Genomic DNA, 24,817 nt, shown 5'->3' with positions numbered 1-24,817 from the left:
TTACCCCGCAAACAGGCCCGTGGCGACGCCAAGCGCCGCCAGGACCAGCAGCAATACCATCGCTTTCACTGGCGACACACCACGCTTGGCCATCAGATACCAGGTGCCAAGTACCACTATCAGCGGCAGTAACTGCGGGAAGATACCGTCCAGCATTTGTTGAACATGGATATTCACCCCATCTTTGGTAATAAATTCCAGCCCGGTACCAAGCTTAACGTAACTTGCCGCCACGCCCCCCATGACAAACACGCCCAGCAGCGATAATGCTTCACGCAGACGGGCAGACTTGCTACTCACCAGCATTTCCACCGAGCCGGAACCCATCTTGTAGCCTTTCAGGAACAGGAACCACGAGCCGGGAATGATGATAGCCAGCCAGGCAACGGTATAAAACAGCGGCCCCAGAATATTACCGCCGGCCGCCAGGGCCATGCCGATGCTGAGCAGGATAGGGATCAACATGCCGGGGATCATTGAATCGCCGATCCCGGCAATAGGGCCCATCAGACCAACCTTCAAGGTATTGATGGTCTCGCCATCGATCGGCTCACCGTTCGCTTTTTTCTCTTCCAGCCCCAGCACCATGCCATTTACGATCGCGCCTATCTGGGGTTCCGTATTATAAAACGAGGCGTGGCGGCGCAGCATCTCAGTACGTTGAGTTGCGTCGGGATAGAGCTTTTTCGCCACCGGGAGCATACTCAGGCAAAAGCCAAAAGACTCCAGACGCTCAAAGCTCATCGATGACAAGTTGTGCATCATCCATGCGCGCCAGCAGCGGCGAAGATCTTTACGCGTAAGTGTACGTTCTTCCATCAGAATTCATCCTCATCATCATCGGCTACCGACTTTGCAGTCGCGGCCTGCGTCGGTTCCGGTTTGTAGTTGTAATGGATCAACGCCAGCAGCGAACCGACGATCACCAGCGCGACCATGTTGAGTTTTAAAAAGACGATGCAGACAAAACCGACGAGGAAGTAGATCAGCATGGTGTAGTTTTTGATGATCTGCTTGAGCAAAATCGCGATCCCGACTGCAGGTAAAATGCCGCCCAGTACGTTCATCGTCGACAAAACAATTTTCGGCAAACTGTCCATAAAGCCGCTGATGTATTGTGCCCCGAAGTAAACCGCAATAAAGGTCGGTACAAAACGCAGGACAAAATTTGTCACCTGTGGCCAGATGGCGCTGTTCAGGTAAATGCCGCGTTCGTCGCCCCGTTCCAGCGCCACATCTGCCCGGTGATTCCAGAAGGAGTTCAGTACCATCATCGCGTTAAACAAAATGGTTCCGGCTATACCGATAGTTGCCGCCAGCGCGACCGCGACCTCGGGGCCTTTTCCGGAAAGGATCCCTAAAGCAATTGCCGGGTAAGCCACAAAGTTGAGGTCGGCGGGCATCGAACCGCCGGGTGTAACCATCGCGATATACACCGCCTGAACCGCGACGCCAATCATGATCCCGGTTTTAATGTCGCCGAGGATAATCCCGACCAGCATTCCGGAAATCAGCGGGCGGGTGATCAGGTACCAGCCGCCGGTCAGTCCCAGCAACCAGGGGCTGCTAAGGGCGCCGAGATAGCAAAGTATGCCAATCAACGTAGCTTCGATAATCATCGTGCGCTCCTTATTTCAGCTTCTGACGTGCGTCCTGCCAGCTGTAGCAACTGGCATCAGGCACCAGGCGAAACTCAACCAGGTGGCCATGCTGTGTCAGCCAGTCAAAGGCGGCAATTTCATCCCCGTTGACCGACTGATTCGGGCCGATGGTGGTGGTATCAGCACGAGCACTCATTGGACCCACATTAATCTTGCCGTTGGCATTTTTCAGGCTGATACCGGCTTCTTCAATGCGTTTGAGCGTCACGGGGGATTTGCCAATGACGAAATAACGTTTCTCGCTGGCAATGACTTTCGGCAGTTTTTCAATTGCGGTGGCCGTATCAAACAACCAGACTTTGGTGTCCTGTACAGCGCCTTTCATCACCGAAGAGAGCAGAGGGTCGGCCGCGACGGCGTCGTCTATAGCGACAATTCCGTCACAGGGCAGCTCTTTGGCCCAACGTGTCACGAGCTGCCCATGGATTACGCGGTCATCGATACGTACAAAAGAAATACTCATTGTGGTTTCCTTTAAAAATCGTCGGACTGAACGGATAAAACTGGGACGGCTTTAATCAGCGTGGGTACCGTCAACGCCAACAGCTCGGCGGCTGCGGCGTGAACGTCCGTTAAATGGCAGATCTCTTCGCTTTGTAACAACATTGGGAAATTGACTCCCGCTACCACGGCAACAGGAGGAACCGTTTGTGCAGAAAACGCATGATGGCAGGCGACATTCCAGGGTGTACCGCTTTGCATGTCACACAGCACCAGAACGCCGTCAGCGTCTTTCCCGGCACTGGCGAGGACCTGAGAGAACGACTGTTTAAACCCTTCGATACCTGCCTGTTCACTCAGCGTGACGGGATAAACATGCGGTAATTCTCCGTAAACCATACGACCGCTGGCGAGAAGCGCTTCCGCCAGGGGACCATGGGTGGCAACAATAACGTTAATCATGCGCTTATCCTCTGACCCAGGCTTTAATCGTGGCAAGCTGTTGACCGATGCCTTTGCCAAACGGCGAAATGCGATACTCTCCAACGGCGGCTGGGATGATAAAGGTCTCTGCATAGTTGACGACAAACGGGGCAAACGCGCCGCTCGGGCTTTCGACAACGGCCTGAACTCCTTCGACAAGGTTAAGGACGTTTACGCCGCCATGGGTATGGTGAGTGACCGGTGCCGTAAACCAGTGGCGACGCGTTTCGATAAATTCGCGTTCGTGCATCCCGGTTCTTTCTTCTCGCCAACCTTCTCCTTCTGCGATGGGGTCAATACGGTTGACCAGATTGTCGTGTACCCATTGCGTGTCACGCTGCCAGTCAATAACCTGTTGACCGTGATCCAGATGCACCGGACGCGGTAAGCCGTCTAATCCTAAGCGACCCCAGTCCCACAGTTTGAAGGTGAAAATATACGGCGTTGCGCTGATCTCCAGCACCATGGTGCCTGCTCCTGAACAGTGGACGGTTCCTGCGGGGATCAGGAAGTGATCGTGTTTATGCGCAGGGATCTGGTTCACGAATCGTTCATCATCAAACGTTTTTTCACCACGCCCCGCTGCCCGGAGATCGTCGAGCATATCTTGCGGCGCGATCCCGGTTTTGGTGCCGAGATACACCACGGCGTCCGGCTCGGCTTCGAGGATGTAATAGCTCTCATCCTGGGTATAGTGCATGCCAAACTGCTGCTGAATGTATTCGGTAAGCGGATGAACCTGAAAGCTCAAATTCTGGCCACCAATAGTGTCAAGAAAGTCAAAACGGATCGGGAATTCCGCGCCAAAGCGCGCATGGACTTTTTCGCCCAGCAGTGGGCGGGGACAGGTCAGCACCAGATCCTGAGAGGGGATCTCGATCCGCACGTTGCCAAAACGCAGTAACAGGCTGTTTTCCTCGGGCACGCAATCAAAACACCACGCGTAATTGGGGGCTGAGGGATCGAGATCGAAGCGTTGTTTCATCCATTGCCCGCCCCAGACGCCAGGGTCAAAGAAAGGGACAACGCGAAACGGTTGTTGGGTGGTTTGTTGCAGACCGGCGCGTAGCGCGTCGCCGCTGACCATCGCGGGACTATTTTCTACCGTGGTATCGAGCAAATAATCGGCACGTTTGAGTAACGGCGTTTTGTGTTTGTCGAAGACCCGCCATTCAATGAAAAAAGCACGTTTGTAACGACGAAGAATATCTTCATCCTGGTTTTTTGCCCCCCAGTTACCCAGCCCGTCATGGCGCATGCGCTGCTGAATTTCCCAGCGCGGAAGGTCAGCATAAACCAGCACGTCACCCGGGTGTGCCAATGCAGCGCCAGAGCCGTATACCACGACCAACCCTTCACTAATGGCATCAATCTGTTGGCGGAGCTGGCTGAGTTTGTCGCTATCAAAAAATTCATCCAGGTGATGACAGGAAAGCACGCCGAATACGCGATCGTCGGTCAGGTTACGCGCCAGTAAATCATGCAGGGCCTGCTCATCGCGGCGGGCGGATTCAATATTCAGCACCAGTGCGGCATCTAATGCCGTAACGAGCTGTTGCTCCAGCTCGTCAAGCCGCACGCCCGGATAGCAATCCACGATCAATACGGTTTTGGCTGCGCCAGATACTTTGGTGTTAATCACTGAATGGATCGACGACCAACCCTGCCAGGCGTGGTTGTCATAGCCCTGAATGCTAACCTCAGGGAATTTATTATAGGTTGTACGCATTTTCTGTCTCCGTGTTGGCTTATTTAAGATTAATCGATTAACCTTATTTTCATAGTGTGGTTAACGCGATTAACCCGCCATATTCAGGATCCAGCGCGGTGAAAAGCACGTTAGCGTGATGTGAATCACACGTAAAAAGACAAGATTTCGGTTATTCGATTAACCTTTGCAATAAATTCAGGAGAAGTCATGACAACAGTCACGTTGGCGCAGGTAGCGGAACGCGCGGGAGTCTCCACGGCAACCGTTTCAATGGTATTGCGTAACCGGGGGCGCATTTCTCAGGCCACGCGTGACCGCGTGCTCAAAGCGCTGGACGATACTGGCTACGTTTATAATCAAACCGCCGCCAACCTGCGTAACCGGAGCAGTAATCAGGTCGGATTGTTGTTACACGATATCACTAACCCTTTTTACGGTGAGATGACGGCAGGGCTGAGCCATGAGATGGAGCGGCATGACCTGCTGCTGTTTCTGGCAAACAGCGAAGAGTCAGGAGAACGGCAGCAAAAATTTGTCGACTCGTTGATGCGCAATAATGCCTGCGGCATGGTGCTCTGCGCGGCGCGTGAAACGCCGACATCCTTCTTCGAAGCGCTGAAACGGCGCAATATTCCCGCCATCATGGTGGTCCGTCCCCTTAGCGATCCTGATTTTGATTTTGTGGGCACCGATAACTTTCTCGGTACGCAAATGGCCACCACCCATTTAGTCAAAATGGGGCACAAGAATATTGCGTTTATTGGGGGGAGCCCAAGTTCCGGGAGCCGGGCGCAGCGTATAGGTGGATTCACCAGCACGTTGCTGGAGCATAGAATATCGCCTAATCCGGAATGGATAGTGGCGACGCAGGCCAGCCAAATTGATGGCGCAAAAGCGGCGGAGTCTCTTCTTCTGCGCTTCCCGCAAATTACCGCTGCCGTTTGTTATCAGGATATCGTGGCGCTTGGGGTCATGCAGGCATTACGTAAAATGGGGCGTGAACCAGGGCGCGATTTTGCGCTGGTGGGGTTCGACGACATCACCGAAGCGGCGCTGGTACAACCTGCGCTCACCACTGTGTCGGTGGCGGCAAAAGAGATTGGTCGCAAGGCTGGGGAGCTGCTTTACAGTCGCATTCAGGGAAATGACGAACCACCGAAACGTATTATTCTGCCGCCTGCGCTGGTGGTCAGAGAATCATGTGGTTTTAGCTGATCGTCATGCCTTTTACTGATATCTCTGCCTGTTTATCATTAAATTCTAATTATCGACGTTTTCGGCTGGCGGCGCAGCGTTGTGCTGGTTAATCTGAAAACGATTTACGTAAAATTAACAAAAGAGAATAGCTATGCATGATGCACAAATCCGCGTTGCCATCGCGGGAGCCGGAGGACGCATGGGGCGTCAGTTGATTCAGGCCACTCTCGGCATGGAAGGCGTACAGCTGGGCGCGGCGCTAGAGCGCGAAGGTTCCTCCTTATTAGGAAGCGATGCCGGAGAGTTAGCGGGAGCCGGGAAAACGGGCGTTACCGTACAAAGTAGCCTTGAAGCGGTGAAAGATGATTTTGATGTTTTCATCGATTTTACCCGCCCGGAAGGCACGCTGACGCATCTGGCGTTTTGCCGCCAGTACGGTAAAGGAATGGTGATTGGCACCACCGGCTTTGATGACGCGGGTAAACAGGCTATTCGTGATGCCGCGCAGGAGATTGCTATCGTTTTCGCCGCGAACTTTAGCGTCGGCGTGAACGTTATGCTTAAGCTGCTGGAGAAAGCGGCGAAAGTGATGGGCGATTACACCGATATTGAGATTATTGAAGCCCACCACCGCCATAAAGTTGATGCGCCGTCAGGCACTGCGCTGGCGATGGGCGAGGCGATTGCCGGGGCGCTGGATAAAGATCTGAAAGACTGCGCAGTCTATTCGCGTGAAGGTTACACCGGCGAGCGCGTACCGGGCACGATCGGCTTTGCCACGGTGCGGGCGGGGGATATCGTTGGTGAGCATACCGCGATGTTTGCTGATATTGGCGAGCGTATTGAGATCACGCATAAAGCGTCCAGCCGCATGACTTTTGCGAACGGCGCGGTGAGATCGGCAATTTGGCTAAAATCAAAGTCAAATGGTCTTTTTGATATGAAAGATGTGCTTGATTTACGTAATTTATAGCTTTTACTACCCTTCGTGATGTGGTTATTGTAATCATAATTATTTGATTGCATGGGGCAATATTTTATTGCCCTTTAATTTTTATCTTTTGAATATATTTTTTCTTTTAAATGAGTGTTTGTATATGTTTTGTTGGGTTTTTATGTTACCTCAATGTAAATTTTGACCAAATGGTCCACTTTTTTCTCTCCCGCATTCTGTTTTTACACTCTTTGCCTACCGCAAGCGTTTTCCACCACAAGTTAGCTGATCTTTTTGCCTGTTAAATCGTGTGATTTATCCCAGTGGCGCAAAATAATAATAAAAATTACCCTTTTGGGTAGACTTTTACGTGGGCTATCTCTAGAATGCCGCCGTTTGCCAGAAATCCATAGGTAAGCAAATTTGCATTGATTCATGAAGTGTTAATGAATTAATATGCAAATAAAGTGAGTGAATATTCTCTGGAGGGTGTTTTGATTAAGTCAGCGCTATTGGTTCTGGAAGACGGAACCCAGTTTCACGGTCGGGCCATAGGGGCAACAGGTTCGGCGGTTGGGGAAGTCGTTTTCAATACTTCAATGACCGGTTATCAAGAAATCCTCACTGATCCTTCCTATTCCCGCCAAATCGTCACTCTTACTTATCCTCATATCGGTAATGTCGGCACCAATGAAGCCGATGCAGAATCTTCACAGGTACATGCGCAAGGCCTGGTCATCCGCGACCTGCCGCTGATTGCCAGCAACTTCCGCGATACCGAAGACCTCTCTTCTTACCTGAAGCGCCATAACATTGTGGCGATTGCTGATATCGATACTCGTAAGCTGACGCGTTTGCTGCGTGAAAAGGGCGCACAGAACGGCTGCATCATCGCGGGCGATAACCCGGATGCGGCGCTGGCACTGGAAAAGGCAAAAGCTTTCCCTGGCCTGAACGGTATGGATCTGGCGAAAGAAGTGACCACCGCGGAGCCTTATAGCTGGACGCAGGGTAGCTGGACGCTGGCGGGTGACCTGCCGGAAGCAAAATCTGCCGATGAACTGCCGTTCCACGTTGTGGCTTACGATTTCGGCGCTAAACGTAACATTCTGCGTATGTTAGCGGACCGCGGCTGCCGCCTGACGGTTGTACCGGCGAAAACCTCAGCAGAAGACGTTCTGAAGATGAATCCGGACGGTATCTTCCTGTCCAACGGCCCTGGCGACCCGGCGCCGTGCGACTACGCGATTACCGCGATTCAGAAATTCCTCGAAACCGATATTCCGGTATTTGGCATCTGCCTCGGCCATCAGCTGTTGGCGCTGGCGAGCGGTGCGAAGACCATTAAGATGAAGTTTGGCCACCACGGCGGCAACCATCCGGTAAAAGATATTGATAACAACACCGTGATGATCACCGCGCAGAACCACGGTTTTGCTGTAGATGAAGCCTCCATGCCTGCCAACCTGCGCGTGACCCACAAGTCACTGTTCGACGGCACTTTGCAGGGGATTCATCGTACCGACAAACCGGCATTCAGCTTCCAGGGGCACCCTGAAGCGAGTCCGGGGCCGCACGACGCTGCACCGCTGTTCGACCACTTTATCGAGTTAATTGAGCAATACCGTCAGTCCGCGAAATAATCAGGAGTAAAAGAGCCATGCCAAAACGTACAGACATAAAAAGTATCCTGATTCTGGGCGCGGGTCCGATTGTTATCGGTCAGGCGTGTGAGTTTGACTATTCCGGCGCACAGGCGTGTAAAGCCCTGCGTGAAGAGGGTTACCGCGTTATTCTGGTGAACTCCAACCCGGCAACCATCATGACCGACCCGGAAATGGCCGATGCCACCTACATCGAGCCGATTCACTGGGAAGTGGTACGCAAAATCATTGAGAAAGAGCGCCCGGATGCGGTGCTGCCAACCATGGGCGGTCAGACGGCGCTGAACTGTGCGCTGGAACTGGAGCGTCAGGGCGTGCTGGCTGAGTTCGGCGTGACCATGATTGGTGCCACGGCTGATGCGATTGATAAAGCAGAAGACCGTCGTCGCTTTGATATCGCGATGAAGAAAATTGGTCTCGACACCGCGCGCTCTGGTATCGCCCATACCATGGAAGAAGCGCTGGCGGTTGCTGCTGACGTGGGCTTCCCGTGCATCATCCGACCGAGCTTCACCATGGGCGGCACCGGCGGCGGTATCGCTTATAACCGTGAAGAGTTCGAAGAGATTTGCGAACGCGGTCTGGACCTTTCCCCAACCAACGAGCTGCTGATTGATGAATCGCTGATTGGCTGGAAAGAGTACGAGATGGAAGTGGTGCGTGATAAAAACGACAACTGCATCATCGTCTGCTCCATCGAAAACTTCGACGCGATGGGCATCCATACCGGTGACTCCATCACCGTAGCACCTGCCCAGACGCTGACCGACAAAGAATATCAAATCATGCGTAACGCCTCGATGGCGGTACTGCGTGAAATCGGCGTGGAAACCGGCGGTTCTAACGTCCAGTTTGCGGTAAACCCGAAAAACGGTCGCCTGATTGTCATCGAGATGAACCCGCGCGTATCCCGCTCCTCGGCGCTGGCGTCCAAAGCTACCGGCTTCCCGATTGCGAAAGTCGCCGCCAAGCTGGCCGTAGGTTACACCCTCGACGAACTGATGAACGACATCACCGGCGGCCGTACTCCGGCCTCGTTTGAGCCGTCCATCGACTACGTTGTGACGAAAATTCCACGCTTCAACTTCGAGAAATTCGTTGGTGCTAATGACCGTCTGACCACGCAGATGAAATCTGTTGGTGAAGTGATGGCGATTGGCCGCACCCAGCAGGAATCGCTGCAGAAAGCGCTGCGCGGTCTGGAAGTGGGCGCGACCGGCTTCGACCCGAAAGTCAGCCTGGACGACCCGGAAGCGCTGACCAAAATCCGTCGCGAACTGAAAGACGCTGGCGCTGAGCGTATCTGGTACATCGCCGATGCCTTCCGTGCTGGCCTGTCCGTCGATGGTGTGTTCAACCTGACCAACATCGACCGCTGGTTCCTGGTGCAGATTGAAGAGCTGGTGCGCCTGGAAGAAAAAGTCATTGACCTTGGCATCAACGGCCTCGACGCTGACTTCCTGCGCGTACTGAAGCGCAAAGGCTTCGCTGATGCGCGTCTGGCAAAACTGGCCGGCGTTCGCGAAGCGGAAATCCGCAAACTGCGTGACCAATATAACCTTCACCCGGTCTACAAGCGCGTGGATACCTGTGCGGCAGAATTCGCGACCGACACCGCTTATATGTACTCCACTTATGAAGATGAGTGTGAAGCGAATCCGTCCGTCGACCGCGATAAAATCATGGTGCTGGGTGGTGGTCCAAACCGTATCGGTCAGGGCATTGAGTTCGACTACTGCTGCGTACACGCCTCTCTGGCGCTGCGCGAAGACGGTTACGAGACCATCATGGTCAACTGTAACCCGGAAACCGTCTCTACTGATTACGACACTTCCGACCGCCTGTACTTCGAGCCGGTCACGCTGGAAGACGTACTGGAAATCGTGCGCATTGAGAAGCCGAAAGGCGTCATCGTACAGTACGGCGGCCAGACCCCGCTGAAGCTGGCGCGTGCGCTGGAAGCGGCAGGTGTACCGGTAATCGGCACCAGCCCGGATGCCATCGACCGCGCGGAAGACCGTGAGCGTTTCCAGCAGGCGGTTGACCGTCTGAAGCTGAAGCAACCGGCGAACGCTACCGTAACGGCTATCGAACAGGCTGTTGAGAAGGCGAAAGAGATTGGCTACCCGCTGGTGGTGCGTCCGTCGTATGTTCTCGGCGGCCGCGCGATGGAAATTGTCTACGACGAAGCCGACCTGCGTCGCTACTTCCAGACTGCGGTCAGCGTTTCTAACGATGCGCCGGTACTGCTGGACCGTTTCCTTGACGATGCGGTTGAAGTGGACGTGGACGCTATCTGCGACGGCGAAATGGTGCTGATTGGCGGCATCATGGAGCACATCGAACAAGCGGGCGTACACTCCGGTGACTCCGCATGTTCTCTGCCAGCGTACACCCTGAGCCAGGATATTCAGGATGTGATGCGTCAGCAGGTGCAGAAACTGGCCTTCGAACTGCAGGTTCGCGGTCTGATGAACGTTCAGTTTGCGGTGAAGAATAACGAAGTTTACCTGATTGAAGTGAACCCGCGTGCGGCGCGTACCGTTCCGTTCGTCTCCAAGGCAACTGGCGTACCGCTGGCGAAAGTTGCGGCGCGCGTGATGGCCGGGAAAACACTGGCACAGCAGGGCGTAACCAAAGAAGTTATCCCGCCGTACTACTCAGTAAAAGAAGTGGTGCTGCCGTTCAACAAATTCCCGGGCGTTGACCCGCTGTTAGGGCCAGAAATGCGCTCTACCGGGGAAGTGATGGGCGTGGGTCGTACCTTCGCGGAAGCGTTCGCCAAGGCACAGCTGGGCAGCAGCTCCACCATGAAAAAACAGGGGCGTGCGCTGCTCTCTGTTCGCGAAGGCGATAAAGAGCGCGTGGTTGACCTGGCGGCGAAACTGCTGAAGTTTGGTTTTGAGCTGGATGCAACGCACGGCACGGCGATTGTGCTGGGCGAAGCGGGTATCAATCCACGTCTGGTGAATAAGGTGCATGAAGGGCGTCCGCACATTCAGGACCGTATCAAGAATGGCGAGTACACTTACATCATAAACACCACCGAAGGTCGTCAGGCGATTGAAGACTCTAAGCTGATTCGCCGTAGCGCCCTGCAGTACAAAGTGCATTATGACACTACCCTGAACGGCGGTTTCGCGACGGCGATGGCGCTGAATGCCGATGCCACTGAGAAGGTGACCTCGGTGCAGGAAATGCACGCGCAGATCAAAAAGTCATAAACAAAGAGTCCGGTGATAATTGCGTTAACCGGACCTGCAATATAATCTTGAAAGGGTTTCTGTAAAGAAACCCTTTTTTTATCTCTCGTAAGGTCATTCCTGGCCAAATGCAGTTTCATAACCACATTTTCAATGTAATAAGCACGATATTGCTCACACTAATCAACATTCAAGTCGCATACTATCTTTTATATCCACAATTTTAATATGGCTTAGTTTTTATTAATTTGGACAGGCCGTAGCCAGATTTTTAATTTGTGAAATGGTGTGCTTATGTGTGAAAAATATGTTGAAAGACCGCTTTATTTGTTAATTGCTGACTGGATGATGGCTGAAGATCGTTGGATCACCGCAAAGGAAATTTCCCGCCATTTTGATATTGAACACTGCAAAGCAATTAATACGCTCTCTTATATTCTGTCGGAAGTGGGAGAAATTGTTTGTGAAGTTAAGATGATCCCTAATCAGATTGCAGGCCGGGGCTGCCAGTGCCAGCGTCTGGTAAAAGTCATCAGTATTGATTCTCACCTCTACAACCGATTGAGCCACAATTTGCAGGAAAAAAAGGTGAGTGTGGCGAAAACGCCGCGGCTGTCTGCCGTTCCCCCAACAGAGCTCAACCGTGAGCAGAAATGGCAGATGATGCTCTCCAAGAGTATGCGTCGCTAATTGTCAGTTGCCTGATGGCGGTATAAACGGTGGTTGACGCGTAGGCCGGATAAGCGTGAGCGAATCCGGCATCAATTACTGTGCTGATTTGGGTTTTACGTCCGTCGTGCCTTTCAGGCGCGGCCGGTGTTCTTCGACTTGCGTTAATGGCTGCGTTTCGCGTAAACCTGTCCGGCAGCGGACCGCAAGATCCTGATACTCTTTGGTGTTTAACCGTTTCCAGTGCAGCTCCTGGTCCGTGACTTCACGCAATACGCGAGCAGGTGAGCCCACCAGCATCTGCCTTGCCTCCCCCTGAAATCCGGCTTTGACAAAGCTCATGGCGGCGACAATGCTCTCTTCACCAATCACTGCGCCGTCCATAATGACGCTGTTCATGCCGATCAGCGCGTCCCTGCCCACCACGCAACCGTGCAGGATTGCGCCATGGCCGATATGCCCATTCTCATGCACGATGGTGTCAGTGTCGCAATAACCGTGCATGATGCAGCCATCCTGCAAGTTAGAACCTGCCTCCAGAATCAGGCGACCATAGTCACCGCGCAGTGAGGCATGCGGGCCGACGTAGACGCCAGCCCCCACGATCACATCACCAATCAACACAGCGCTGGGATGAACATACGCCTCTGGATGCACTACCGGAATCAGGCCTTCAAAGGCGTAATAGCTCATCTGTTATCAGCGTCCTTTCCACACCGGATCGCGTTTTTCCGCAAACGCCTGCGGTCCTTCGAGCGCATCTTCGGAGTGCAGCACTGACGGATAGTGCTTCAGCACGCCGCTGCGGATGTAGCGGTAGCCTTCTTCTACCGGCATTTCGCTGGTCGAACGGTAAATCTCTTTCAGCGCGGCGATCGCCAGCGGGGCGCTATTCACTAGCTGCTGCGCCAGTTCGCGCGCACTATCCATCAGTTCGCTCTGGCTGACAACGCGGTTGACGATACCCCAACGCAGCGCTTCTTCGGCACTCATTCGTCTGCCGGTCATCATCATTTCGTTGACGATAGCCGGTGGCAGTAGCTTCGGCAGACGCAGAACGCCTCCGCTGTCAGGTACGATCCCGAGCTTGGCTTCCGGTAGCGCGAAGCTGGCATTTTCCGCGCAGACGATAAAATCCGCCGCCAGCGCTAATTCAAAACCACCGCCAAACGCATAGCCGTTTACAGCAGCGATGACCGGTTTATTAAGGTCGAAAATTTCGGTTAAACCGGCAAAGCCGCCTGGGCCAAAATCGGCATCCGGCGCTTCACCTTCAGCCGCTGCTTTTAAGTCCCAGCCCGCAGAAAAGAATTTCTCACCGCCGCCGGTGATTATCGCTACGCGTAATTCCGGGTCATCACGAAAATTAAGAAACGCTTCACCCATGGCAAAGCTGGTTTTGGCATCAATGGCATTGGCTTTAGGCCGGTCGAGGGTAATTTCCAGAATCGGGCCGTTACGGGTCAGATGTAATGATTCACTCATAGTTCATCTCCAGATAAATAGATTTCCCGGCAGGAGGAATTCCTACCGGGAGGGTTATTTCAGATTTTTTTTGATTATTTTTCCTGAACAATTGCGCGGCAGGTCGGTTCTTATCTCCATAAACGAGGGAACCTTGAATTTCGCCATATTGTTTTCGCAGAAGCTGAAGAACTCGGCTTCGCTTAATGTTTCACCTTCATTAAGGACGATAAACGCTTTAATGGCTTCATCACGGATTGAATCTTTAATACCGACAACCACAATGTCCTGAATTTTCGGATGCGCAGAAATAATATTTTCCAGCTCGACGCAGGAGACATTTTCTCCGCCGCGTTTAATCATGTTGCAGCGTCTGTCGACGAAATAAAAATAGCCATCCGCATCCTGATAGCCCGAATCTCCGGTATGTAACCAGCCTTCAGGTTCCAGCGCTTTGGCGGTAGCCTCCGGCTGGGCATAGTACTCTTTGAAGATTGTTTTGCCCGGCACGCCTTTAATACAGATTTCGCCAATTTCTCCGGCGGGCAGGGGACGGTTGTGATCGTCACGGATTTCGGCTTCATAGCTAAATCCCACGCGGCCAATGGAGGGCCAGCGTCGTTTGTCACCGGGACGGTCGCCGATAATACCGACGATGGTTTCAGTCATACCGTAGGAGGTCAGCAGCCTGACGCCAAAGCGTTCGGTAAAGGCGTCTTTTTCCTGTGCGGATAAATTGAGATAGAACATTACCTCGCGCAGGTGATGCTGTCTGTCGGTTGGCGCGGCAGGTTGTACCATCAGCGTTCTGATCATCATCGGAATGCATTCGGTAACCGTCGCCTTATATCTATGCACCTGATTCCAGAACGCCCTGGCACTGTACTTCTCTAGCAGCACAAAGGTGCTGCCAGCGGAGAATGCGGGCATTGCGGCGGTACACTGACAGTCGATATGAAAAGCGGGCATCACCGTCATGTAGACGTCATCATCGCGCAGAGCGATTTGCCAGGAAGTGTAGTAGCCTGCAAAACGCAGGTTGTAGTGGGTAATCACCACCCCTTTAGGCCGTGAAGTGGTGCCTGAGGTAAACAGAATTTCCGCCGTATCGTCAGTGGATAACGCGGGCGTATAACACAGCGTAGTCGACTGGCGGGATTGCAGTTGGGTAAAGTGGCTCACGCCGTCGTCAACCGGAAGCTGTTCGCCAATCAGACAGATATGATTAAGCGGTGTGGTATTTTCCAGCCGTATCTGGCGGTACATAGGATAAAACTGGGCGCTGGTGACCAGCAGGCTTACCTGGCTGTTTTGTAGGATCCAGGCACTTTCTTCGCCCAGTAAGCGGGCATTAATCGGTACCATAATGGCGCCAATTTTTGCCAGCCCAAACCAGCAAAAAATGAATTCCGGACAGTTATCCAGATGCAATGCGACCTTATCGCCCTTGCGGATCCCTAAGGAATGGAACAGGTTTGCCGTGCGGTTAATCTCTTCATTGAGCGAGGCATAGCTAAACTGCCGAACGACTCCTTCGCAGGATTCGAAAATTAACGCCGTTTTATCTCCGTACACCCCGGCCAGGTCGTCCCACATCTGACGTAAGTTTTGTCCGCCAACGATATCCATATTGCTTTATCCACTGAAATCAGGCGTGAGCGCTAACCAATGAGCGGTCAGCGCGTCGCGTTTATTCCTCAACTCTGGCCAGGCCTTTGCCGACCAGCTCATTTATGTCTGCTTCGCTATAACCAATGTTTTTCAGAATGGCGGCAGTATCCATGCCATGTGACGGCATGCCACGCCAGATTTTCCCCGGGTTGTTTTTAAATTTCGGCATGATGTTTGGCCCTTTGCAGGTGCGGCCATCCATTGTTTGCCACTGAGTAATGGATTCACGAGCAACGTACTGAGGGTTGCCTTCCAGTTCCGGAATGGTCAGCACCTTCGCGCAGGCGATATTCAGCTCAGCAAAACGCGCCTGGACTTCGGCGATGGTGTGTGTTGCCAGCCACGCGTCCAGTTTCTCTTCCACGAGCGGGCCATAAGGGCATTCCACGCGATGGATAAGCTGGGTGCCTTCCGGAACTTCCGGTGTGCCAAGAATGTGGGCGAGGCCAATATCTTTGAAGCACTCGTTGATTTGCGTGATGCCGACCAGCTCCATGACGATATAGCCATCGGCGCATTTATACAGGCCGCAGCCAGCGTAATACGGGTCTTTGCCTTTGGTCATGCGTGGGCAAATTTCGCCGCCGTTGAAGTAATCCATCATGAAATACTGACCCATGCGCAGCATCACCTCGTACATGGCGATATCGATGCTTTCACCTTTACCCGTTTCGCGGACTTTGTGCAGAGCCGCCAGCGCCGCTGTCGTCGCGGTCATCCCGGAGAAGTAATCGGCGGTGTACGGAAAGGCTGGCATTGGCTGATCCACGTCACCGTTTTGGATCAGATAGCCACTGAACGCCTGTGCGATGGTGTTATACGCCGGAAGATTGGTGTACTCCTCGGTACCAAACTGGCCGAAGCCGGAAAGGTGGGCGATAACCAGTTTTGGGTTATGTTCCCACAGCACTTCATCGGTAATACCGCGGCGGGCAAAGGCCGGGCCTTTACTGGCTTCAATGAAAATATCGGTGGTTTCCATCAGCTTCAGAAACGCTTCCCGGCCTTCATCTTTGAAAATATTCAGCGACAGGGCATGCAGATTACGGCGTGAGAGCTGCGGATAGTTAGGTTGCACGCGGATGGTATCGGCCCATGCGACGTTTTCAATCCAGATAACCTCAGCACCCCATTCGGCGAACATCTGTCCGGCGAACGGACCGGCAATTTCGATCCCTGAAAAGACAACGCGTACCCCGGAAAGCGGGCCGAAGGATGGCATTGGTAAATGATTCATCATTTTCTCCTGGCATTTTTTTGTAGGCCCGGTAAGCGCAGCGCCACCGGGCATATTGCCGGATGGTGGCGTAAACGCCTTATCCGGCCTACGAAACGAACGAATCAACGGTATTGCTTCAATACCGCACGACCCAACGTCAGGATCTGCATTTCGTCAGAACCACCAGAAACACGGTCAACGCGCAGGTCACGCCAGAAGCGCGTGATGCGATGGTTACCCGCGATACCCACGCCACCCAGCACCTGCATGGCGGTGTCTACCACTTCAAATGCCGCGTTGGCGCAGAAGTATTTGCACATGGCCGCGTCGCCCGAGGTAATAGTGCCGTTATCCGCTTTCCATGCGGCTTCCAGCAGCATGTTTTTCATGGAGTTCAGTTTGATCGCCATGTGCGCGAACTTCTCCTGAATCAGCTGGAAACGGCCGATCGTTTCGCCAAACTGTACGCGTTGGTTGGCATAACGCGCTGCGTCTTCAAAAGCGCACATTGCCGTACCGTAGTTGGTCAGTGCGACGAGGAAGCGTTCATGGTCAAACTCTTCTTTCACACGATTGAAGCCATTACCTTCCCGACCGAACATGTCTTTCTCGTCCAGTTCAACGTCATCAAAGGTGATTTCACAGCAGCTATCCATGCGCAGACCGAGTTTCTCCAGTTTGTTGACCTTGATACCCGCCTTGCTCATGTCAACAAACCACTCGGTATAAACAGGTTTATCCGGCGATGCACCATCTCTCGCCATCACTACGATGTACGGGGTATAGGCGCTACTGGTGATAAAGCACTTACTGCCATTAAGATAAACCTTACCATTTTTGCGTGTATAAGTGGTTTTCAGACTGCCAACATCCGATCCCGCTCCCGGTTCTGTGATCGCCGAGTTCCACATCTGCTTACCGGTCCCCTGGAACGCCATGATTTTATCAATTTGCTCTTGGGTACCTTCACGCAGAAAAGTGTTAAAACCGCCAGGTAATTGGTACAACACGTAAGTCGGTGCGCCAAGACGTCCGAGTTCCATCCAGACGGCGGCAACGGTGACAAAACCGGCTTCCAGCCCGCCGTGTTCTTCCGGGATCAACAGGCTATCGATGCCCATATCTGCCAGTGCTTTTACAAAACGCTCAGGGTAGACGCTGTCGCGATCGCACTCGGCAAAATAAGCTTCCCAGTTCTCACTGGCCATCAGTTCACGAATACCGGCGACAAACAGTTCCTGCTCGTCATTTAAGTTGAAATCCATCTTTCAGCCTCTTGATCAATTGGGTTAATAAGAATTACTTGTCTTTCCAGTGCACTTTGGCGTCTTTAATAAAGGACAGCGTCACCATGATGTTGACGAAGAACAACGGGCATCCTCCGGCGATAATCGCGGTCTGTATCGGCTTCAGCCCGCCCAGCGCCAGTAGAACGATGCCGATGACGCCGACCAGAACGGACCAACCGATACGCACCAACAGCGGCGGTTCTTCACCATCACGAACTTCGCGACAGGTGGACATCGCCAGGGTGTAGGAGCAGGCGTTAATTAGCGTGACGGTGGCAATAAAGCAGAGGATAAAGAAGCCCCACATGGTGGCGGTGCTGAATGGCAAGGCGGCCCAGGTTTCGATAATGGCGCGCGCCACGCCGTGTTGTTCAATCAGCTGCGGGATGTTGAGAATGTTTTTATCCATCAGCAGCAGGGTATTGCTGCCAAGGACTGTCCACAGGATCCAGGTGGAAGCGGTCAGGCCCAGCACCATCCCAAAGCACAGTTCACGTACGGTACGACCACGAGAAATACGCGCCAGGAAGATACTCATCTGGATGGCGTAAATGACCCACCATGCCCAGTAGAAAACAGTCCAGCCCTGCGGGAATCCGCCTTTGCCGATGGCATCGGTATAGAACAACATGCGCGGCAGATACATCAGCAGCATGCCGACCGAGTCGGTGAAGTAGTTCATGATGAAGCTGGCGCCGCTGACGATAAACACCCAGCCCAGCATCAGGAAGCTCAGGTAGCTACGCACGTCGCTGGCGATTCTGACTCCTTTTTGCAGGCCACAGGCTACGCAAATGGCGTTCAGAATGATCCAGCAGGTAATGATGATGGCATCTAATTGCAGCGTATGCGGAATACCGAACAGCCATTGCATACACTCAGTTACCAGCGGCGTCGCCAGACCGAGGCTGGTACCCATCGCGAAGATCAGTGCCACCAGGTAGAAGTTATCAACGATGGTGCCGAACAGCCCTTTCGCATGCTTTTCGCCCACTAACGGTACCAGCGTGGAGCTGGGACGGATGACGTCCATCTTGCGCACAAAGAAGAAATAGGCGAAGGCCACGGAAAGGAAGCTGTAGGTTGCCCACGGCAACGGCCCCCAGTGGAACAGGCTGTACGCCAGACCGATCTCTTTCGCACCCGTGGAATTGGGCTCCAAAGCGAACGGCGGGGTAGAGATATAGTAGTAGATCTCGATGGAACCCCAGAACAGCACCGCGGCGGATGTACAGGAGGCGAACATCATAAAAATCCAGCTGGCGGTACTAAACTCGGGTTTTTCGTCGCCTAATTTCTTTTTGGCATACGGGCCAAAGACTAACCAGAACCAGCCGAAGAGCATGACGACCATATACCATTCGAATGCCCAACCCCAGACGTTGGTGACATAACTGAATACCGCATTAATAACGACGTTAGCGGCATCAAGATCTCTTACTGTTAGCCAACAAAGTATCCCAACAATTATTAATGGCGGAAAAAAAACCTTCGGTTCAATTCCCGACTTTCTCTTTTCATTTTTCATAAGTGAATTCCAGTGTGAAAACGAAATTTATTTAGCGTGCCCGTATGTGATCGTTTGTTTATTTATTATTAATGATTTGTTGATGACTTTTTAACCTCTGGGCGCCTCAGTGAGTAACTCATAATGGGTATTCATTTCCGGCTATTCTGTTATGTACGTCACACTTTTTTATGCTGGTTATTTTGTCTGGAAATCTAGATAATTTCCTTATTAATCATAACCTTGATATTGATTTTTTAACTTTTTTAAGTGACTGGCGTTCAATATTGTTGAACCAGCAGACAATATTGAAAATTTTCATATTTGACGTGATTCTTTCAATATTGGTGAGGCATGTAACACTATTGAAAGTTACGAATTTCAATGTGTGACATTTTCAATATTGGTGATTAAGGTTTTATTTCCGAATTAAAGAGCGTGATATCTGTATTTAACACCGCCGATATAAATACGTTTCCTTCATGATTTCTGGAGATGCAATGAAGATAATTACTTGCTACAAATGCGTACCTGATGAGCAGGATATTGCGATTAATAATGCTGATGGAACACTCGATTTCAGCAAAGCAGATGGCAAAATCAGCCAATATGATCTGAATGCGATCGAAGCGGCTTGCCAGTTAAAACAGCAGTTGGGAGAGGCTCAGGTTGTGGCCATGAGCGTCGGAGGCAAAGCGCTGACCAATGCAAAAGGGCGCAAAGATGTGCTTTCCCGTGGCCCTGATGAACTGATTGTTGTCATTGACGATCAATTTGAACAGGCGCTGCCGCAACAAACTGCCACTGCGCTGGCTGCCGCCGTGCAAAAATCCGGTTTTGATCTGCTTATTTGCGGCGACGGTTCTTCCGATCTTTATGCTCAGCAGGTTGGTCTGCTGGTGGGCGAAATGCTGGACGTGCCGGCGATAAACGGCGTGAGCAAAATCCTCTCTCTTACCGACAGCACTCTGACGGTAGAGCGTGAACTGGAAGATGAAGTTGAAACCCTGAGTATCCCGCTTCCGGCGGTTATCGCGGTCTCTACTGACATCAACACCCCTCAAATCCCTTCCATGAAAGCCATTCTTGGCGCGGCGAAAAAACCGGTTCAGGTTTGGTCGCCTGCGGATATCGGGCTGAACAGCGTACAGGCGTATTCCGCACAGCAGGTTGCTGCGCCGAAACAGCGCGAGCGTCAGCGCGTTGTCATTGAAGGTGACGGTGAAGAACAGATTGCCGCGTTTGTCGAGAATCTTCGCAAAATCATTTAATTATCAGGGGATGTTATGAACAAATTTTCCAGTATCTGGGTATTCAGCGATACCCCTTCTCGTCTGCCGGAACTGATGAAAGGTGCGCAGGCTTTAGGCGAAAAAGTTAACACGTTTGTGCTCAGCGATGCGGACAGTGCAACGGCATGTCATTTAGGCGCGGATCATGTCTGGCTGCTCAGCGGCAAACCAGAAGACCGTATGGTTGAAGACTACGCCGATGCGATGGCCGAAATCATTCGTCAGCACAGCGAGGGCGGCGCGGTGCTGCTGCCGAATACACGTCGGGGCAAGCTGTTAGCGGCAAAGCTGGGCTTTCGCTTGTCGGCTGCAGTCTCAAATGACGCCAGCGCAGTCGCGGTGCAGGATGGAAAAACGGCGGTCAAACATATGGTCTACGGCGGCCTGGCGATGGGAGCAGAAACAATCGCTTCACCGTTTGCCGTGATCACTCTCAGTAGCGGAACGTTTGACGCGCAGCAACCGGATACCGTTCGCAGCGGTGAGGTGCACACCGTCCAGTGGCAGGCTCCGGCCATTGTCGTAACCCGTACGGCAACTCAGGCGCGTCAGAGCAACAGCGTCGATCTCGACAAAGCCCGTCTGGTGGTCAGCGTGGGACGCGGTATTGGTAGCAAAGAAAATATCTCGCTGGCAGAAGCGCTGTGCCAAACGATTGGCGCTGAGTTGGCCTGTTCCCGTCCGGTGGCGGAAAACGAGAAGTGGATGGAGCATGAACGCTACGTCGGCATCTCCAACCTGATGCTTAAGCCTGAACTGTATCTGGCCGTGGGGATCTCCGGGCAGATCCAACATATGGTCGGCGCCAACGGCGCACAGACGATTTTCGCCATCAACAAAGACAAAAATGCGCCGATTTTCCAGTATGCAGATTATGGCATTGTTGGCGATGCGCTGAAGATCCTGCCTGCGCTGACGGCTGCCTTAGCGCGTTAAACCATTCGGGCAGGATGCGAAGGTATCCTGCCGCTGACAGGAGTACGTATGTCCGAAGATATCTTTGATGCCATCATCGTGGGTGCAGGTCTGGCTGGTTCGGTTGCGGCGCTGGTGCTGGCTCGGGAAGGTGCACAGGTGCTGGTTATCGAGCGCGGCAATTCTGCTGGCGCGAAGAATGTCACCGGTGGGCGCATGTATGCGCATAGCCTGGAGCGCATCATTCCCGGTTTTGCTGAGCAGGCCCCCATTGAACGCATAATCACCCACGAAAAGCTCGCCTTTATGACCGACAAAGGGGCGATGACCATCGACTATTGCAATGGTGAAGAGGCCGCATCGTCGCAGGTTTCTTATTCCGTCTTACGTAGCAAATTTGACGCCTGGCTGATGGAGCAGGCCGAGGAGGCGGGCGCCCAGCTCATCACCGGTATTCGTGTGGATAACGTTGTGCAGCACGAGGGTAAAGTCGTGGGCGTGGAAGCCGACGGCGATATTCTGGAAGCCAAAGTGGTGATCCTCGCCGACGGGGTGAATTCTCTGCTGGCTGAAAAGCTGGGTATGGCAAAGCGCGTCGAGGCATCGCATGTTGCCGTCGGCGTAAAAGAGCTGATCGAACTGCCAAAATCGGTAATTGAAGATCGTTTCCAGTTACAGGGGAACGAAGGTGCAGCCTGCCTGTTTGCCGGATCGCCAACCGATGGGTTGATGGGCGGTGGCTTTCTCTATACGAATGAAACAACCCTTTCTCTGGGGCTGGTCTGCGGCCTTCATCACCTGAAAGACGCGAAAAAATCGGTCCCGCAAATGCTGGAAGATTTCAAACAGCATCCGGCGGTTGCCCCACTGATCGCCGGTGGCAAGCTGGTGGAATATGCCGCGCACGTCGTACCTGAAGCCGGTATGAATATGCAGCCTGAACTGGTGGGGGACGGTGTGCTGATTGCCGGTGACGCTGCCGGAATGTGTATGAACCTCGGCTTTACCATTCGCGGTATGGATCTCGCCATTTCCGCAGGCGAAGCGGCGGCGAAAACGGTGCTTTCAGCGATGAAGCGTGACGACTTTAGCAAGCAGTCGCTGGGTGAATACCGTCAGCATCTGGACGATGGCCCGATGCGCGATATGCGTATGTACCAGAAGCTTCCTGCTTTTCTTGATAACCCGCGCATGTTTACCGCCTATCCCGAAATGGCGGTCAGTATCGCACGCGACCTGTTCACCGTAGATGGTTCCGCCCCAGTGCCAATGCGTAAAAAAATCCTGCGCCATGCGAAGAAAGTGGGTTTCATCAACCTGATGAAAGATGGCCTGAAAGGAGTGACCGTATTATGACATCTCCCGTCAATGTGGACGTCAAACTGGGCGTCAATAAGTTCAATGTCGATGAAGACAGCCCGCATATCATTCTCAAAACCGATCCTGATAAACAGGCGCTGGAAGTGCTGATTAAGGCCTGTCCAGCAGGGCTGTATAAAAAGCAGGACGACGGCAGCGTACGGTTTGATTACGCCGGATGCCTGGAGTGCGGAACGTGCCGCATTCTCGGGCTCGATACAGCGCTGGAAAAGTGGGAATACCCGCGTGGGACATTTGGCGTGGAGTTTCGCTACGGTTAATAAGTACGAGGTTGTGCACCCGTAGGCCGGATAAGACGCGCTAGCGTCGCCATCCGGCAATCATGTGACGCCAGTGCCGGATGGGGGCGTAAACGCCTTATCCGGCCTATAGATGACGCTTTGCCCGTGTTGAAACAGGAAGTCGCTATGCAGCAGCCCAGGAACTTTGATGACATCAAATTTACCTCTATTCACCGCCGGATAATGCTGTGGGGAAGCGGTGGGCCATTTCTGGATGGTTATGTGCTGGTGATGATTGGCGTAGCGCTGGAACAGCTCACGCCAGCATTGAAACTGGACGCACAGTGGATTGGTCTGCTGGGCGCCGGCACGCTCGCCGGTCTGTTTGTGGGGACGTCGCTGTTTGGCTACATTTCCGATAAGGTCGGGCGGCGCAAAATGTTCATCATCGATATTATCGCCATTGGCGTGATATCGGCAGCAACCATGTTTGTTTCCTCGCCCGTTGAGCTGTTGGTGATGCGCGTGCTGATCGGCATTGTGATTGGTGCCGATTATCCGATTGCTACCTCGATGATTACCGAGTTCTCCAATACCCGCCAGCGCGCTTTCTCCATCGGTTTTATCGCCGCGATGTGGTATGTCGGCGCCACCTGTGCCGATCTGGTCGGTTACTGGCTGTATGATGTTGAGGGAGGATGGCGCTGGATGCTGGGCAGCGCGGTGATCCCCTGTATTTTGATCCTGATTGGGCGCTTCGATCTTCCTGAATCGCCGCGCTGGCTGCTGCGTAAAGGTCGGGTGAAAGAGTGTAAAGCGATGATGATCAAACTGTTCGGCGAACCGGTGGTGTTCGACGAAGAGGCGCCGCAGGAGACGCGTTTTCTCCAGCTGTTTAACCGCCGTCATTTCCCGTTTGTCCTGTTTGTTGCCGCTATCTGGACCTGTCAGGTAATCCCGATGTTCGCCATTTATACCTTTGGTCCGCAGATTGTTGGACTGTTGGGGCTTGGTGCCGGGAAAAGCGCCGCGTTGGGCAATGTGGTGATAAGCCTGTGCTTTATGCTGGGGTGCATTCCGCCCATGTTCTGGCTCAATAGCGCAGGTCGCCGACCGCTATTGATTGGCAGCTTTATTATGATGACGCTGGCGTTGGCTGTGCTGGGGTTAATTCCTGATATGGGGGCGTGGCTGGTGGTGCTGGCGTTTGCCGTGTACGCGTTTTTCTCGGGGGGACCGGGAAACCTGCAGTGGCTATACCCAAACGAACTGTTCCCTACCGACATTCGCGCGTCTGCCGTCGGAGTGATTATGTCCTTAAGCCGCATCGGTACTATTGTTTCAACCTGGGCGCTGCCGGTATTCATCACCAAATACGGTATCAGCAATGTCATGCTGATGGGCGCAGGAATTTCGCTGATTGGCCTGCTTGTGTCCATCGCTTTCGCCCCGGAAACGCGAGGTCTGACGCTGGCGCAAACCAGTCAAATGACGATTCGCAGTAAGCCCGTGACCAGGGCGGGCTATTAGGAGTGTTCTGTATTTTCCCTGCAACTCAGTCAGTTAGCCTACAGTTAACTGGGTATATCACTGAAAACAACTGAAAAGCAGGGAGAACACCATGCAAAAACATATCCTGATCACCTCAATTTTTACCGCAGCAGCACTGTTTACCGTGGCCGGTTGTTCCTCAAACCAGGCGGTTAAAACCACCGATGGCAAAACAATCGTCACTGACGGCAAACCGCAGGTTGATGATGATACTGGTCTGGTGTCGTACAAAAATGCTCAGACGGGTAAGACGGAACAGATTAACCGCGATCAGGTTAAGGATATGAGCGAACTGGACAACTAGTTCAGTTTTCTCCATTCAGCCACTCAATAATATTGACTGTT

22 protein-coding genes are annotated in these 24,817 nt (G+C 52.9%); 11 read left to right on the top strand and 11 right to left on the bottom strand.

All coding sequences use genetic code 11. The annotated features are described in order from the left end of the window. The 5 genes from OGV89_RS15350 to OGV89_RS15330 are packed head-to-tail and all read right to left on the bottom strand — an operon-like array spanning position 1 to position 4,314. Positions 1–819 (bottom strand): PTS system mannose/fructose/sorbose family transporter subunit IID, encoded by an 819-nt coding sequence (locus OGV89_RS15350; protein ID WP_003837346.1) that lies wholly within the window; start codon positions 817–819, stop codon positions 1–3. Beyond that, positions 819–1,619, bottom strand: a complete 801-nt coding sequence (locus OGV89_RS15345) for a PTS mannose/fructose/sorbose/N-acetylgalactosamine transporter subunit IIC (RefSeq protein WP_003845669.1) — start codon at positions 1,617–1,619, stop codon at positions 819–821. Before OGV89_RS15345 ends, OGV89_RS15350 begins: the two co-directional genes overlap by 1 nt. Before the next feature lie 10 nt (positions 1,620–1,629). Then, a complete protein-coding gene (locus OGV89_RS15340; RefSeq protein WP_003837349.1) occupies positions 1,630–2,124 on the bottom strand; it encodes a PTS sugar transporter subunit IIB in 495 nt (164 codons plus the stop codon). Between the two features lie 11 nt (positions 2,125–2,135). After that, complete coding sequence (locus OGV89_RS15335; RefSeq protein ID WP_003845671.1) at positions 2,136–2,564, bottom strand: PTS sugar transporter subunit IIA; 429 nt, start codon at positions 2,562–2,564, stop codon at positions 2,136–2,138. A gap of 4 nt (positions 2,565–2,568) precedes the next feature. Next, on the bottom strand, positions 2,569–4,314 hold the full coding sequence (locus tag OGV89_RS15330; RefSeq protein ID WP_286558886.1) for a class I mannose-6-phosphate isomerase: 1,746 nt from the start codon (positions 4,312–4,314) through the stop codon (positions 2,569–2,571). Positions 4,315–4,503: 189 nt separating this feature from the next. Here OGV89_RS15330 and OGV89_RS15325 point away from each other — a divergent pair, with 189 nt between their 5' ends. The 5 genes from OGV89_RS15325 (at position 4,504) to caiF (ending at position 11,984) form a co-directional block, all read left to right on the top strand. Next, positions 4,504–5,511 (top strand): LacI family DNA-binding transcriptional regulator, encoded by a 1,008-nt coding sequence (locus OGV89_RS15325; RefSeq protein ID WP_003837354.1) that lies wholly within the window; start codon positions 4,504–4,506, stop codon positions 5,509–5,511. A 133-nt stretch (positions 5,512–5,644) separates the two neighbouring features. Next, complete coding sequence (gene dapB, locus OGV89_RS15320) at positions 5,645–6,466, top strand: 4-hydroxy-tetrahydrodipicolinate reductase (RefSeq protein ID WP_003845676.1); 822 nt, start codon at positions 5,645–5,647, stop codon at positions 6,464–6,466. A gap of 455 nt (positions 6,467–6,921) precedes the next feature. Next, entirely contained in the window at positions 6,922–8,070 is a 1,149-nt protein-coding gene (carA, locus tag OGV89_RS15315) for a glutamine-hydrolyzing carbamoyl-phosphate synthase small subunit (protein WP_003018918.1), read from the top strand. 17 nt (positions 8,071–8,087) lie between these two features. Continuing rightward, positions 8,088–11,315: a carbamoyl-phosphate synthase large subunit gene (gene carB, locus OGV89_RS15310; RefSeq protein WP_003845679.1), complete on the top strand. Its 3,228-nt coding sequence runs from the start codon at positions 8,088–8,090 to the stop codon at positions 11,313–11,315. 273 nt (positions 11,316–11,588) lie between these two features. Then, the gene (gene caiF, locus OGV89_RS15305; RefSeq protein WP_003018912.1) at positions 11,589–11,984 is read left to right on the top strand and encodes a carnitine metabolism transcriptional regulator CaiF; all 396 of its coding nucleotides are present in this window, start codon (positions 11,589–11,591) and stop codon (positions 11,982–11,984) included. A gap of 75 nt (positions 11,985–12,059) precedes the next feature. On the opposite strand, the gene caiE is transcribed toward caiF, so the two are convergent. From caiE to caiT, 6 genes are all read right to left on the bottom strand, one after another. Further along, the gene (caiE, locus tag OGV89_RS15300; protein WP_003845681.1) at positions 12,060–12,656 is read right to left on the bottom strand and encodes a carnitine operon protein CaiE; all 597 of its coding nucleotides are present in this window, start codon (positions 12,654–12,656) and stop codon (positions 12,060–12,062) included. Between the two features lie 6 nt (positions 12,657–12,662). Continuing rightward, a complete protein-coding gene (gene caiD, locus OGV89_RS15295; protein WP_003845683.1) occupies positions 12,663–13,448 on the bottom strand; it encodes a crotonobetainyl-CoA hydratase in 786 nt (261 codons plus the stop codon). A 54-nt stretch (positions 13,449–13,502) separates the two neighbouring features. Further along, positions 13,503–15,056, bottom strand: coding sequence for a crotonobetaine/carnitine-CoA ligase (gene caiC, locus OGV89_RS15290; protein WP_003845685.1), 1,554 nt, complete (start codon positions 15,054–15,056; stop codon positions 13,503–13,505). A 61-nt stretch (positions 15,057–15,117) separates the two neighbouring features. Further along, complete coding sequence (gene caiB / locus OGV89_RS15285; protein WP_003837364.1) at positions 15,118–16,335, bottom strand: L-carnitine CoA-transferase; 1,218 nt, start codon at positions 16,333–16,335, stop codon at positions 15,118–15,120. Positions 16,336–16,439: 104 nt separating this feature from the next. Further along, complete coding sequence (gene caiA, locus OGV89_RS15280; protein WP_003018898.1) at positions 16,440–17,582, bottom strand: crotonobetainyl-CoA dehydrogenase; 1,143 nt, start codon at positions 17,580–17,582, stop codon at positions 16,440–16,442. Positions 17,583–17,616: 34 nt separating this feature from the next. Further along, a complete protein-coding gene (caiT, locus tag OGV89_RS15275; RefSeq protein WP_003018896.1) occupies positions 17,617–19,134 on the bottom strand; it encodes an L-carnitine/gamma-butyrobetaine antiporter in 1,518 nt (505 codons plus the stop codon). A 479-nt stretch (positions 19,135–19,613) separates the two neighbouring features. Between caiT and OGV89_RS15270 the strand changes: the two genes are divergently transcribed. The 6 genes from OGV89_RS15270 (at position 19,614) to OGV89_RS15245 (ending at position 24,776) form a co-directional block, all read left to right on the top strand. Further along, positions 19,614–20,384 carry an electron transfer flavoprotein FixA gene (locus OGV89_RS15270; protein WP_058842291.1) on the top strand — a complete coding sequence of 257 codons (771 nt, stop codon included), beginning with the start codon at positions 19,614–19,616 and terminating at the stop codon, positions 20,382–20,384. A gap of 15 nt (positions 20,385–20,399) precedes the next feature. Further along, positions 20,400–21,341 carry an electron transfer flavoprotein subunit alpha/FixB family protein gene (locus tag OGV89_RS15265; RefSeq protein ID WP_286558883.1) on the top strand — a complete coding sequence of 314 codons (942 nt, stop codon included), beginning with the start codon at positions 20,400–20,402 and terminating at the stop codon, positions 21,339–21,341. 48 nt (positions 21,342–21,389) lie between these two features. After that, positions 21,390–22,676: an FAD-dependent oxidoreductase gene (locus OGV89_RS15260; protein ID WP_286558880.1), complete on the top strand. Its 1,287-nt coding sequence runs from the start codon at positions 21,390–21,392 to the stop codon at positions 22,674–22,676. Further along, entirely contained in the window at positions 22,673–22,960 is a 288-nt protein-coding gene (fixX, locus tag OGV89_RS15255) for a ferredoxin-like protein FixX (protein WP_000203736.1), read from the top strand. The genes OGV89_RS15260 and fixX overlap by 4 nt, the downstream gene beginning before the upstream one ends. A 147-nt stretch (positions 22,961–23,107) precedes the next feature. Continuing rightward, entirely contained in the window at positions 23,108–24,451 is a 1,344-nt protein-coding gene (locus tag OGV89_RS15250; protein ID WP_286558878.1) for an MFS transporter, read from the top strand. 91 nt (positions 24,452–24,542) lie between these two features. Continuing rightward, entirely contained in the window at positions 24,543–24,776 is a 234-nt protein-coding gene (locus OGV89_RS15245; protein ID WP_003018880.1) for a YgdI/YgdR family lipoprotein, read from the top strand. The last annotated feature ends 41 nt before the right edge of the window (positions 24,777–24,817 follow it).

The sequence above is a fragment of the Citrobacter sp. Cf125 genome (assembly GCF_030333935.1).
Classification (GTDB): domain Bacteria; phylum Pseudomonadota; class Gammaproteobacteria; order Enterobacterales; family Enterobacteriaceae; genus Citrobacter; species Citrobacter freundii.
This window is presented reverse-complemented; position numbering and strand designations above follow the sequence as displayed.